Origin of the sequence: Streptomyces hiroshimensis (assembly GCF_014650335.1) — a bacterium.
GTDB lineage: Bacteria > Actinomycetota > Actinomycetes > Streptomycetales > Streptomycetaceae > Streptomyces > Streptomyces hiroshimensis.
The window spans coordinates 182268-195592 of sequence record NZ_BMUT01000012.1 but is presented as its reverse complement, the minus strand read 5'-3'; the positions used below and the strand labels follow the sequence as shown (position 1 = coordinate 195592).

The 13325-nt window shown below is 70.7% G+C and carries 10 protein-coding genes; 6 read left to right on the top strand and 4 right to left on the bottom strand.

From position 1 onward, the window contains the following. Positions 1 to 115 precede the first annotated feature (115 nt). Together mshC and IE241_RS26025 are read left to right on the top strand one after the other, a co-directional pair. A complete protein-coding gene (gene mshC / locus IE241_RS26030; protein ID WP_190024257.1) occupies positions 116 to 1345 on the top strand; it encodes a cysteine--1-D-myo-inosityl 2-amino-2-deoxy-alpha-D-glucopyranoside ligase in 1230 nt (409 codons plus the stop codon). Positions 1346 to 1500: 155 nt separating this feature from the next. Next, the gene (locus IE241_RS26025) at positions 1501 to 2481 is read left to right on the top strand and encodes an NHL repeat-containing protein (protein WP_190024256.1); all 981 of its coding nucleotides are present in this window, start codon (positions 1501 to 1503) and stop codon (positions 2479 to 2481) included. Positions 2482 to 2518: 37 nt separating this feature from the next. Here the strand turns inward: IE241_RS26025 and IE241_RS26020 are convergent, their stop codons facing one another. From IE241_RS26020 to metH, 4 genes are all read right to left on the bottom strand, one after another. After that, positions 2519 to 3217, bottom strand: a complete 699-nt coding sequence (locus IE241_RS26020; protein WP_190024255.1) for a VC0807 family protein — start codon at positions 3215 to 3217, stop codon at positions 2519 to 2521. Beyond that, positions 3214 to 3816: a TetR/AcrR family transcriptional regulator gene (locus tag IE241_RS26015; protein ID WP_190024254.1), complete on the bottom strand. Its 603-nt coding sequence runs from the start codon at positions 3814 to 3816 to the stop codon at positions 3214 to 3216. Before IE241_RS26015 ends, IE241_RS26020 begins: the two co-directional genes overlap by 4 nt. Before the next feature lie 67 nt (positions 3817 to 3883). Further along, on the bottom strand, positions 3884 to 4354 hold the full coding sequence (locus tag IE241_RS26010; RefSeq protein ID WP_190024253.1) for a nuclear transport factor 2 family protein: 471 nt from the start codon (positions 4352 to 4354) through the stop codon (positions 3884 to 3886). Positions 4355 to 4468: 114 nt separating this feature from the next. Beyond that, positions 4469 to 7975 carry a methionine synthase gene (metH, locus tag IE241_RS26005; protein ID WP_190024252.1) on the bottom strand — a complete coding sequence of 1169 codons (3507 nt, stop codon included), beginning with the start codon at positions 7973 to 7975 and terminating at the stop codon, positions 4469 to 4471. Positions 7976 to 8237: 262 nt separating this feature from the next. Here metH and IE241_RS26000 point away from each other — a divergent pair, with 262 nt between their 5' ends. The 4 genes from IE241_RS26000 to IE241_RS25985 all read left to right on the top strand — a co-directional run bounded on the left by IE241_RS26000 (position 8238) and on the right by IE241_RS25985 (position 13264). Beyond that, entirely contained in the window at positions 8238 to 9002 is a 765-nt protein-coding gene (locus IE241_RS26000; RefSeq protein WP_190024251.1) for an IclR family transcriptional regulator, read from the top strand. A gap of 300 nt (positions 9003 to 9302) precedes the next feature. Next, a complete protein-coding gene (locus IE241_RS25995) occupies positions 9303 to 10085 on the top strand; it encodes an MIP/aquaporin family protein (RefSeq protein WP_190024250.1) in 783 nt (260 codons plus the stop codon). A 42-nt stretch (positions 10086 to 10127) separates the two neighbouring features. Further along, on the top strand, positions 10128 to 11654 hold the full coding sequence (gene glpK, locus IE241_RS25990; protein ID WP_190024249.1) for a glycerol kinase GlpK: 1527 nt from the start codon (positions 10128 to 10130) through the stop codon (positions 11652 to 11654). 2 nt (positions 11655 to 11656) lie between these two features. Then, entirely contained in the window at positions 11657 to 13264 is a 1608-nt protein-coding gene (locus IE241_RS25985; protein ID WP_179080207.1) for a glycerol-3-phosphate dehydrogenase/oxidase, read from the top strand. Positions 13265 to 13325: the final 61 nt, after the last annotated feature.

Sequence of the window (13325 nt, the reverse complement as noted above, 5' to 3'; positions counted from 1 at the left end):
GGCCTCGCCGTGGCCGGGCGCAAGCACAGCGCGGCGTGCCCACGCAAGAGTGTCTGTTCGGCCAACAGCCGGATCCGGTTCGTATCCGGAACATGCGTCCGGTTACGCTCGTGGCATGCATGCCTGGCCCGCTTCTGAGGTTCCCGCCCTGCCCGGCAGTGGCCGCGACCTCCGGATCCACGACACCGCGACCGGCGGACGAGTGACCCTCGCCCCCGGCCCCGTCGCCCGTATCTACGTCTGCGGCATCACGCCCTACGACGCCACCCACATGGGACACGCGGCGACCTACAACGCGTTCGACCTCGTTCAGCGCGTGTGGCTCGACACCAAGCGGCAGGTTCACTACGTCCAGAACGTCACCGACATCGACGACCCGCTGCTCGAGCGCGCCGTCGCCAACGGTGACGACTGGACCGAGCTCGCCGAGCGCGAGACCGCCCTCTTCCGCGAGGACATGACCGCGCTGCGGATGCTCCCGCCGCAGCACTACATCGGCGCCGTCGAATCGATACCGAAGATCGTCCCCCTGGTGGAGCGGCTGCGCGACGCCGGCGCCGCCTACGAGCTCGACGGCGACGTCTACTTCTCCGTCGAGTCCGACACGCACTTCGGCCAGATCTCCGGCCTCGACGCGGAGGCCATGCGCCTGCTGTCCGCCGAGCGCGGCGGCGACCCCGAGCGCCCCGGCAAGAAGAACCCCCTGGACCCCATGCTGTGGATGGCCGCCCGCCCGGGCGAGCCCAGCTGGGACGGCGCCTCGCTCGGCCCCGGCCGCCCCGGCTGGCACATCGAGTGCGTCGCCATCGCCCTGGAGTACTTCGGCATGGGCTTCGACGTGCAGGGCGGAGGCTCCGACCTCGTCTTCCCGCACCACGAGATGGGCGCCTCGCACGCCCAGGTGCTCACCGGCGAGCACCCCTACGCCAAGACCTACGTCCACGCGGGCATGGTCGCGCTCCACGGCGAGAAGATGTCCAAATCCAAGGGCAACCTCGTCTTCGTCTCGGCGCTCCGCCGCGACGGCGTCGACCCGGCCGCGATCCGGCTCGCGCTCCTCGCGCACCACTACCGCGCCGACTGGGAGTGGACCGACGCCGTCCTGCACGAGGCCGTGGAGCGCCTCGGCCGCTGGCGCGCCGCCGTCTCGCGCCCCGACGGCCCGTCCGCCGACGCACTGGTGGAGGAGATCCGCGAGGCCCTCGCGGACGACCTCGACTCGCCGCGCGCCCTCGTGGCCGTCGACCGCTGGGCCGCCGCCCAGGCCGCCGACGGCGGCACCGAGGAAGGCGCGCCCGGCGTCGTCTCCCGGGCCGTCGACGCACTGCTCGGAGTGGCGCTCTGACGCGCTGACACCGCACGACAGCAACACAGGGGGCGCTCCCGACATGGGAGCGCCCCCACTCATGTGTGGAGATCCCCGCGTGTGCGGTGTGGTGCCGCGCGGGCTGTGGTTCCGTATGCCGGTCGGCCGACCAGCATCACGGAAGGACGTACGCCATGGCAGAACGCCCCTCTGACCGCCTCTCCCGCCGAAGACTCCTCGGAGCGGGCGCCGCGCTCGGCGCCCTGGCCGCCGCAGGGCCGCTCGCGACGGCGGCCCGCGCCGAACCGGCGGCCGCCCTCTGGCCCACCGAATTCCCCCTCCCCGACGGCTTCCGGCCCGAGGGCATCGCGACCGGCCCGGGCCCGTACGCCTGGTTCGGCTCGCTCGGCGGGGGCTCGCTCTACCGGGCGAGCCTGGCGACGGGCCGCGGCGAGGTCGTCCCCACGGGGACGGACGCCATGTCCGTCGGCCTGAAGTCCGACCGGCACGGCCGGCTCTTCATCGCGGGCGGAGCAAGCCGTCAGCTGCGCGTCGTCGAGGGCCGCAGCGGGAGGATCCTCGCCGCCTACGAGGTCGGCAGGCCCGCCACCGTGGTCAACGACGTGGTGCTCACGCCCGGCGCCGCCTGGTTCACCGACTCCACCCAGCCGCAGCTCTACGGCCTGCCGCTCGGCCCGCGCGGCGAGCTGCCGGACCCGCGCGACGTCGTGACCCTGCCGCTGAAGGGCGAATGGGCGGAGGCCCCCGCCGAGGGCTTCACCACCAACGGGCTGGAAAGCACCCCCGACGGCCGGGGGCTGCTGGTCATCAACGTCTACGCGAACGGCGGGAGCCTCTACCGCGTCGACCCCCGCAGCGGCGACGCGCGCCGCGTGGACCTCGGCGCGGCCAGGATCCCGGACGGGGACGGCGCCCTGCTGCTCGGCCGCACGCTCTACGTCGTCCAGCAGGTCCAGAACGCCGTGGACGTCTTCCACATGGACGCCACGGGTCTGCGTGGCACGGCGGTCGCACGGATCACGGACCCGCGCTTCCGGATCCCGACGACGGTCGCCGCGTACGGCGACCGGCTGTACCTGCCCAACTCCCGCTTCACGGAGCAGCCGACGCCGACGACGCAGTACAACGCGGTGGCGGTGCGGCAGGTGCACTGAGGCGCGCGGGGCGTGGTCGGGCCGTCAGGAGGTGCGGTCAGGCCTTCAGCCCGTGCCGGGTGATGTACCGCTTGTGGAAGACCAGCAGCCCCACGAGGACCACCAGCCACTGCACGGTGTTCACGGTCGGGACCGCGTCGACGGGCAGGGTGGCGGCGAAGGCCACCCGTACGCCCGCGTCCAGTGTGAACGCCGCTCCCCAGATCGCGGTCAGCACGCGCAGGCTCCGGCGGAAGGCGTGGTCGTCCCGCCACCGGGCCTCCCAGGCGGCCAGCGCGGCCTCCCCGGCCTTGGCGAGGACGATGGTGCGCAGCGCGGTGAGCATGTAGGGGCGGCGCGTCGGCACGGTGCCGAGGATCCACAGGCCGATCACGGCGGTGAGCCAGCTGTCCCTGATGAGCAGGGTCCGGGGGTCCCCGGTCACCAGGGACAGCACCGTGCCGACGGTCATGAGGCTCAGCGTGAACAGCGCCATGACCTCGATCTTGCGGCGCTTGACGATGCCGTAGACGACCGACAGCAGCCCCAGCGCCGTGCCGAGTGTCAGGGCCCACCACTGGCTCGTCCCCAGGGCCCGCAGGCCGTAGTAGCTGCCCAGGGGCAGGACCAGGTCGAATAACAGCTGCAGGAGCAGAAACCTCCGTACGGAGGCGTTCTTCTGACGTCCCGTCTCCTGATGTTCCGTCTTCTGGCGTTCCGTCCTGTCCGGCGTCTCCGCCTGCGCGGGCGCGGTCACCGGTCCGCCCTCCGCGTGGCGAGGTCGAAGGTGTCGGCCAGCTCACGGCCCCAGGCCACCGCGTCGAAGTCCGGATCCTTGGCGGCGCGCACGACCGCCGAGTCGATGGCTCCCCGGATCGCGGTGACCATCACCCGCGGGTCGAACTCCCGGAACGCCCCGGCCTGCTGAGCCTCCCGCATGCGCTCCACCTGCACGTCCATGGCCGCCACCTGCGTGCTGACGAGATCGTGCCGCGACGGGTCGTCGTCCCGGAGATGGGTGAGCACCTCCACCAGGGCGGGCATGTGCTTGGGGTATGCGGCGATCACCTCGACGCTCGCCTCGATGAAGGCCCGCAGCCGGCCGGAGGGCGTCCCCTGCGCCTCGATGCGCGGCCTCACATACGCCTCGGCGACCCGGGCGACCTCGGCGACGACCTCGCGCATGAGGTCGTCCTTGCCGGCGAAGTGGTACGAGATCATCCCCGTGCTGCTCAGCCCGGCCTGCCGGGCGATCCTCGCGAACGACGCCTTTGCGTACCCGGCGTCGGCGATGACCTCGATCGCGGCGGCCACGATCTGCGCACGCCGCGCGGATGAACCAGAATTTGCTTCCATGAGCAAAAAATAGCGGGCTCTTGCTTACGTAAGCAAGAGCCCGTCGGGGATTCGGTCCGTGTGCCCGTCAGGCGGGCAGCACCGGCGGCCGGCCCTGGGTCCACTTGATGCGCAGCGCCAGCTTCCGGAAGCGCCAGTCGCCCTCGGGGGTCCTGACGGCCTCGGCCTCGCAGTGCCCGCCGGAGAGGAAGAGCCGTTCCCCTTGCGGCTCGCCGTCCTCCTTCAGGACGTGCGTGCTCAGCTGGTTCCAGCGCAGGGTGGCGCGGTCGCCGTCCAGCTCGGCGTCGAGGTTCGTCCCGAAGTGCACCGTCCGCTCGAAGAGCGCCATGGCCGCACCGGTCGACGACTGCTGGGCGTCGATGCCCTCGTGCACGCCGACGGGCGTCTCGCTGCACGCGTCGTCGGTGAAGAAGGTACGGGCCCACGCGCTGTCGAACGGGCCCTCGTCGAGCGAGCGGAGGTAGCGGGTGACGAGGTTTTCCACGGCGGCGCGGTCGGTGAGGGCGCGGAGCTGTTCGTGCATCTGGTTCAGGTCCATGGCCAAAGCTTCTTCCCTCAACCAAGCTTGAGGTCAAGCCCCGTGAGAAAGGGAACGGGCACGCACCGTCGCACGGTGCGTGCCCGTTCCCTTGACCCCTCCTACTGCCTGCGCTCAGCGCGCGTTGAAGTACTTCGCCTCCGGGTGGTGGATGACGATGGCGTCGGTCGACTGCTCGGGGTGGAGCTGGAACTCCTCGGAGAGGTGGACGCCGATGCGCTCGGGCTGCAGCAGGTCGGCGATCTTGCCGCGGTCCTCCAGGTTCGGGCAGGCCCCGTAGCCGAGGGAGAAACGGGCGCCGCGGTACTTCAGCGCGAACATGTCCTCGACGTCGGCCGGGTCCTCGCCGGCGAAGCCGAGTTCGGCGCGGACGCGGGCGTGCCAGTACTCGGCGAGGGCCTCGGCGAGCTGGACGGACAGGCCGTGGAGTTCGAGGTAGTCGCGGTAGGCGTCGGCGGCGAAGAGTTCGGCCGTGGCCTCCCCGATACGGGAGCCGACGGTGACGACCTGCAGGCCCACGACGTCCTTCTCGCCCGACTCCTCCGGGCGGAAGTAGTCCGCCAGGCACAGCCGGCGCCCACGGCGCTGCCGCGGGAAGGTGAAGCGGGTGCGCTCGGTGCCGTCCTCGTTCAGGAGGATGAGGTCGTCGCCCTTGGAGTAGCAGGGGAAGTAGCCGTAGACGACCGCCGCTTCCAGCAGGTTCTCCGTGTGGAGCTTGTCCAGCCAGCCGCGCAGGCGGGGGCGGCCCTCGGTCTCGACGAGCTCCTCGTAGGTGGGGCCTCCGGCGCGGGCCTGCTTCAGGCCCCACTGGCCCTTGAACAGCGCGCCCTCGTCCAGCCAGGACGCGTAGTCCTTCAGCCCGATGCCCTTGATCACGCGCGTGCCCCAGAACGGCGGCTCGGGCACGCGGTTGTCGGTGGCGACATCCGAGCGGACGGAACCCTCCGGCTCCTCGACCTCCAGGACGGCGGTCTCCCTCTTCGGCACGCGGCGCTGCTTCAGCTCCGGCAGCGCCGCGCCCGGCACGCCCCGCTTGACCGCGATCAGTGCGTCCATCAGCCGCAGGCCCTCGAAGGCGTCGCGTGCGTAGCGGACTTCGCCCTCGTAGATCTCGTGCAGGTCCTGCTCGACGTACGCCCGGGTCAGGGCGGCGCCGCCGAGGATGACGGGGTACTGGGCGGCCAGCTTGCGCTGGTTGAGCTCCTCCAGGTTCTCCTTCATGATCACCGTGGACTTCACCAGCAGCCCCGACATCCCGATCACATCGGCACGGTGCTCCTCCGCCGCCTCCAGGATCGCCGAGACCGGCTGCTTGATGCCCAGGTTGACGACGTTGTAGCCGTTGTTGGACAGGATGATGTCGACCAGGTTCTTGCCGATGTCGTGGACGTCGCCGCGGACGGTGGCCAGCACGATCGTGCCCTTGCCCTCCGCGTCCGACTTCTCCATGTGCGGCTCCAGGTAGGCCACCGCCGTCTTCATCACCTCGGCCGACTGCAGCACGAACGGCAGCTGCATCTGCCCCGACCCGAACAGCTCACCGACGACCTTCATGCCCTCCAGCAGCGTGTCGTTGACGATGTCGAGGGCCGGGCGCCCGGTGAGGGCCTCGTCCAGATCCGCCTCCAGGCCGTTCTTCTCGCCGTCGATGATGCGGCGCTGGAGCCGCTCGTCGAGCGGCAGCGCGAGGAGCTCCTCGGCCTTGCCGGCCTTCATGGACTTGGTGTCGACGCCCTCGAAGAGCTCCAGCAGGTGCTGCAGGGGGTCGTAGCCCTCCCGGCGCCGGTCGTAGATCAGGTCGTGGGCGGCCTTGACCTGCTCCTCTTCCAGGCGGGCGATCGGCAGGATCTTCGAGGCGTGGACGATGGCCGAGTCCAGGCCGGCCTTCACGCACTCGTCCAGGAAGACGGAGTTCAGCACCATCCGGGCGGCCGGGTTGAGGCCGAAGGAGATGTTGGACAGGCCGAGCGTGGTCTGGACGTCGGGGTGGCGCCGCTTGAGCTCGCGGATCGCCTCGATGGTGGCGATGCCGTCCTTGCGGGACTCCTCCTGCCCGGTGCAGATGGTGAAGGTGAGGCAGTCGATGAGGATGTCCGACTCCTGCACGCCCCAGTTGCCCGTGAGGTCGTCGATCAGCCGTTCGGCGATCTCGACCTTCTTCTCGACGGTGCGGGCCTGGCCCTCCTCGTCGATGGTGAGCGCGATCAGGGCGGCGCCGTGCTCGACCGCCAGCCGGGTGATCTTCGCGAAGCGGGAGCCGGGGCCGTCGCCGTCCTCGTAGTTGACGGAGTTGATGACGGCCCGGCCGCCGAGCTTCTCCAGGCCGGCCTGGATGACGGCCGGTTCGGTGGAGTCGAGGACGATGGGCAGGGTGGAGGCGGTGGCGAAGCGGCCGGCGATCTCGGCCATGTCGGCGACGCCGTCACGGCCCACGTAGTCCACGCACAGGTCCAGCAGGTGGGCGCCCTCGCGGATCTGGTCGCGGGCCATCTCCACGCAGTCGTCCCAGCGGCCCTCCAGCATGGCCTCGCGGAACTTCTTCGAACCGTTGGCGTTCGTCCGCTCGCCGATCGCGAGGTAGGCGGTGTCCTGGCGGAAGGGGACGGTCTGGTAGAGGGACGCGGCGCCCGGCTCGGGGCGCGGCCGCCGCTCGGTGGGCTGCATGTCGCGGACGCGCTCGACGACCTGCCGCAGGTGCTCGGGGGTCGTGCCGCAGCAGCCGCCCACCAGGGACAGTCCGTACTCCCGTACGAAGGTCTCGTGGGCGTCCGCCAGCTCGGCCGGGGTCAGCGGGTAGTGCGCGCCGTCCTTGCCGAGGACGGGGAGGCCGGCGTTGGGCATGGCCGAGACGCGCGTACGGGCGTGCCGGGAGAGGTAGCGCAGGTGCTCGCTCATCTCGGCCGGGCCGGTCGCGCAGTTCAGGCCGATCATGTCGATGCCGAGCGGCTCCAGGGCGGTCAGCGCGGCACCGATCTCGGAGCCGAGGAGCATCGTGCCGGTGGTCTCCACCGTGACCTGCACCAGCAGCGGCAGGTCGGCGCCGAGGGCCTCCAGGGCGCGGCGGGCGCCGATGACCGAGGCCTTGGTCTGGAGCAGGTCCTGGGTGGTCTCCACCAGGACCGCGTCGGCCCCGCCCGTGACGAGGCCCTCGACGTTGCTCTGGTAGGCGTCGCGCAGGGCGGTGTAGGGGGCGTGGCCGAGTGTCGGCAGCTTCGTGCCGGGGCCGACCGAGCCCAGGACCCAGCGCGTGCGGCCGTCGCGGGCGGTGAAGTCGTCGGCGGTCTCGCGGGCGACGCGCGCTCCCGCCTCGGAGAGCTCGAAGACGCGGTGCGCGATGTCGTACTCGCCGAGGGCGGCGAGGTTCGCGCCGAAGGTGTTGGTCTCCACGCAGTCCACGCCCACGGAGAAGTAGGCCTCGTGGACCGAGCGGACGATGTCGGGGCGCGTCACGTTCAGGACCTCGTTGCAGCCTTCCAGCTGCTCGAAGTCCTCCATGCTGGGGTCTTGTGCCTGGAGCATCGTGCCCATGGCTCCGTCGGCCACCACGACCCGGGAGGCGAGCGCCTCCCGCAGTTCGGAGGCTCGGGCGGTGCTTGCGGTCGATGGCGTGAACGAGGCCATGGAAGTGCTCCCGGGGTTGCGACGGCTGTCGGCTTTGCGTCTTCCGGAAGAAGACGCACGCCGTCAGCGTAACCGCCGGAACCGGGATTCGGGCGGGTGTCCCACGCCTCGGATACGCGACGGATACGCGGCGGACGGGCCCGTGCGCGGCGCCCGGGGCATCTCGGCGATCATGGTCCCGCCGCCGGTCAGCTATCTCCTGGTCGGCATCGGCCGATAGTGTTCAGCAATGCCGAACGGGCATTTCGGAGGAGGTTGAGCGATGGCACGGACCATCCAGTCGCTCGAACGGGCGGCGGCGATGCTACGGCTGCTCGCGGGGGGCGAACGACGGCTGGGTCTGTCCGATGTGGCCTCCGCACTCGGGCTGGCCAAGGGCACCGCACACGGCATTCTGCGCACCCTGCAGCAGGAGGGCTTCGTCGAGCAGGACCCCGCGTCGGGCCGCTACCAGCTCGGCGCCGAGCTGCTGCGCCTGGGCAACAGCTACCTGGACGTACACGAGCTGCGCGCCCGCGCCCTGCTGTGGGCGGACGACCTGGCCCGCTCCAGCGGGGAGAGCGTCTACCTGGGCGTCCTCCACCAGCAGGGCGTGCTGATCGTCCACCACGTCTTCCGGCCCGACGACAGCCGCCAGGTGCTGGAGGTCGGCGCGATGCAGCCGCTGCACAGCACGGCCCTGGGCAAGGTGCTGTGCGCCTACGACCCTGTGGCGCACAGTCAGCTGCTGGAGGCCGAGCGCGAGGCGTTCACCGTGCAGACCGTCACGGCCCTGCCCGACCTGGAGGGCGTGCTGGACCTGACCCGCGCCCGCGGCTGGGCGGCGGACGTCGAGGAGACCTGGGAGGGCGTGGCCTCCGTCGCCGCCCCCATCCACGACCGGCACCGGATGCCGGTGGGCGCCGTCGGCATCACCGGCGCGGTGGAGCGGGTCTGCGACGACGGCGAGCTGCGGGCGCAGCTGGTCGCCGCCGTACGGGACTGCGCGCGCGCCGTCTCCCGCGACCTGGGCGCGGGCCGCTTCTGAGGTCCGGTCCTTCGTTGTGCCCGGTGGTGACTACCGGGTACTACCAGTCGGTAACCCCGAGTGTCCATACGTCGATTTTCGGCCACTCGGGCGGAGAGTTTTCGGTCACAGGACTCTTGACGCAGTTCTTACAGTGCAGAAAACTGCCGTTCATCGGTCGGCATTGTCGAACACCTAACGACAATATTCGCTATGGTGGACACTGCCGCGGGCCGATCGAAGCTCTCCATCGGAGAGCTGCGGACCACCGGAGGGACCCGGGGTTCGCCTTCCCCTGGACGAAGGACAAAGGAGTCGCGGGTGTCCAGCTCCGACATCTTCACCGGTGAGCTCATCGGTACCGCAGTGTTGATCCTGCTCGGCGGCGGCGTGTGCGCCGCCGTCACCCTGAAGCGTTCGAAGGCACAGAACGCGGGCTGGCTCGCCATCACGTTCGGCTGGGGCTTCGCCGTACTGGCCGGTGCGTACATCGGCACCAAGTCCGGCGCGCACCTCAACCCGGCCGTCACCCTCGGCCTCGCCCTCGACGGCGCGGTCAAGTGGAGCGACGTTCCGCTCTACATCGGCTCCCAGCTGCTCGGCGCGATGATCGGTGCGTCGCTGGTCTGGCTCGCCTACTACGGCCAGTTCAAGGCCCACCTGACGGACCCGGAGCTCGTCTCGAGCCTCAACCCCGCCGAGGGCATGGTCGACCAGACCGCGACGCCCCAGGCCGGCCCGGTGCTCGGCATCTTCTCCACCGGCCCCGAGATCCGCAACGCGGTGCAGAACCTCGTCACCGAGATCATCGGCACCGCCGCACTGGTGCTCTTCATCCTCACCATGGGTCTCACCAAGGGCCTGGCCACGAGCGGCACCGGCACCCTGATGGTCGCCCTCGTCGTCGTCGGCATCGGCCTCTCGCTCGGCGGCCCGACCGGTTACGCCATCAACCCCGCCCGCGACCTCGGCCCGCGCATCGTGCACGCGCTGCTGCCGCTGCCCAACAAGGGCGGTTCAGACTGGGGCTACGCCTGGGTCCCCGTGGTCGGGCCGCTCCTCGGCGCCGCCCTGGCCGCAGGCATCCACAAGATCGCGTTCTGATCACCCGCCGAGACCTTCAGACCTTCAGGAGCTAGAGACACCATGACCGACGCGCACAGCCAGGGCCCGTTCATCGCGGCGATCGACCAGGGCACCACCTCCTCCCGCTGCATCGTCTTCGACCGCGACGGACGCATCGTCTCCGTCGACCAGAAGGAGCACGAGCAGATCTTCCCGAAGCCGGGCTGGGTCGAGCACGACGCCACGGAGATCTGGACCAACGTCCAGGAAGTCGTCGCCGGCGCCGTCGAGAAGGCGGGCATCACCGCCGCCGACGTCAAGGCCATCGGCATCACCAACCAGCGCGAGACCACGCTGCTGTGGGACAAGAACACGGGCGAGCCGGTCTACAACGCCATCGTCTGGCAGGACACCCGCACCGACGCCCTGTGCAAGGAGCTCGGCCGCAACGTCGGCCAGGACCGCTTCCGCCGTGAGACGGGCCTGCCGCTGGCCTCCTACTTCTCCGGCCCGAAGGTCCGCTGGCTGCTGGACAACGTCGAGGGCCTGCGCGAGCGCGCCGAGGCCGGCGACATCCTCTTCGGCACCATGGACTCCTGGGTCATCTGGAACCTCACCGGTGGCACCGACGGCGGCGTCCACGTCACCGACGTCACCAACGCCTCCCGCACGATGCTGATGAACCTCCGCAGCCTCGACTGGGACGAGCGCATCCTGGAGTCGATGGAGGTCCCGGCCGCCGTGCTGCCGGAGATCCGCTCCTCCGCCGAGGTCTACGGCACCGCCAAGGGCGGCGCCCTGGCCGGCGTGCCCGTCGCCTCCGCGCTCGGCGACCAGCAGGCGGCCCTCTTCGGCCAGACCTGCTTCTCCGAGGGCGAGGCCAAGTCGACCTACGGCACCGGCACGTTCATGCTGATGAACACCGGCGACGAGCCCGTCAACTCCTACAACGGCCTGCTGACCACCGTCGGCTACCGCATCGGCGAGCAGAAGCCCGTCTACGCCCTCGAGGGCTCCATCGCCGTCACCGGCTCCCTCGTGCAGTGGATGCGCGACCAGATGGGCCTGATCAAGAGCGCCGCCGAGATCGAGACGCTCGCCAGCTCCGTCGAGGACAACGGCGGCGCCTACTTCGTGCCGGCCTTCTCCGGCCTGTTCGCCCCCTACTGGCGCTCCGACGCGCGCGGCGTGATCGCGGGCCTGACCCGCTACGTCACCAAGGCGCACATCGCCCGCGCCGTGCTCGAGGCCACCGCCTGGCAGACCCGCGAGATCACCGACGCCATGACGAAGGACTCGGGCGTCGAGCTGACCGCACTCAAGGTCGACGGCGGCATGACCTCCAACAACTTGCTGATGCAGACCCTCTCGGACTTCCTGGACGCACCGGTCGTGCGCCCGATGGTCGCCGAGACGACCTGCCTCGGCGCTGCCTACGCCGCCGGCCTCGCCGTCGGCTTCTGGCCGGACACCGACGCTCTGCGCGCCAACTGGCGCCGGGCCGCCGAGTGGACCCCCCGCATGGACGCGGACACGCGTGACCGCGAGTACAAGAACTGGCTCAAGGCCGTCGAGCGGACCATGGGCTGGATCGAGGACGAGGAGTAATCATGACAACCCCGCAGAGCGTTCCGACCCTGGGAACGCACCCGGCTGCCGGCGCCAACCCGGGCCGCGCCGAGACCCGGGAACGGCTGTCCAAGGCGACGTACGACCTCCTGGTGATCGGTGGCGGCATCCTGGGCACCTCGGTGGCCTGGCACGCTGCGCAGTCCGGCCTGCGGGTCGCGATGGTGGACGCCGGCGACTTCGCCGGCGCCACCTCCTCCGCCTCCTCCAAGCTCGTCCACGGCGGTCTGCGCTACCTGCAGACCGGCGCGGTCAAGCTGGTCGCGGAGAACCACCACGAGCGCCGGGTGCTGGCCAAGGACGTGGCCCCGCACCTGGTCAACCCGCTCACGTTCTACCTGCCCGTGTACAAGGGCGGCCCGGTCGGCGCGGCCAAGCTCGGCGCCGGTGTCTTCGCCTACTCGGCGCTGTCCGCCTTCGGCGACGGCGTCGGCAAGGTGATCTCCCCGGCCAAGGCCAAGGCCGACAACCCCGGTCTGCGCACGGACAACCTCAAGGCCGTGGCGGTCTACTACGACCACCAGATGAACGACTCCCGCGTGGCCGTCATGACGGTCCGCGCGGCGGTCGAGTCCGGTGCCGTGGTGCTCAACCACGCCGAGGTGACCGGCCTGCGCTTTACGCACGGCAAGGTCACCGGCGCGGAGCTCAAGGACCGCATGGACGGTTCGGAGTTCGGCATCGACGCGCGCGTCGTCCTCAACGCCACCGGCCCGTGGGTGGACCACCTGCGGAAGCTGGAAGACAAGGGCGCCGCGCCGTCGATCCGCCTCTCCAAGGGCGCGCACATCGTGATGAAGCGCAAGTCGCCGTGGAAGGCCGCCATGGCCACCCCGATCGACAAGTACCGCATCACCTTCGCCCTGCCGTGGGAGGACCAGCTGCTGCTGGGCACCACCGACACCCAGTACGAGGGTGACCCGGCGGACGTGCGCGCCACCGAGGAGGACATCCAGCAGATCCTCGACGAGGCGGCGTTCTCCATCCAGGACGCGGACCTCGACCGCGACCTGATGACGTACGCCTTCGCGGGCTTGCGCGTGCTGCCCGGCGGCCCGGGCGACGTCGCCCAGGCCAAGCGCGAGACGGTCGTCTCCGAGGGCAAGGGCGGCATGCTGTCCGTCGCCGGCGGCAAGTGGACGACCTACCGCCACATCGGCCGTACGGTCATGAAGAAGCTGGCCCAGGTGCCCGGCAGCCCGCTGACCGAGGACATGGAGCCCATCTCCAGCCTGGTCCGCCGCACCCCGCTGCCCGGTGTCGCGAACCCCAACGCGGTCGCCCACCGCCTGCTCGTCGACCGTGAGCCCGGCGCCCGCATGGACCCGCTGACCGCCCGCCACCTCGCCTCGCACTACGGCTCGCTGTCCTTCGACATCGCGCGCCTGGCCAACGAGAACCCCGAGCTCGGCGAGCGCATCCACCCCGACGGCCCGGAGATCTGGGCCCAGGTCGTCTACGCCCGCGACCACGAGTGGGCCGAGACCGTCGACGACGTCCTGCGCCGCCGCACGACCCTGACCATCCGCGGCCTGGACGACGAGAACGTCCGCGCCCGGGTCAAGGACATGCTGGCCGACAAGGGCTGACCTGCCGGTAGTCGCCGCAGCCTCGGGGAGGGACGCACACCGTCCCTCCCCGAGGCGCGTG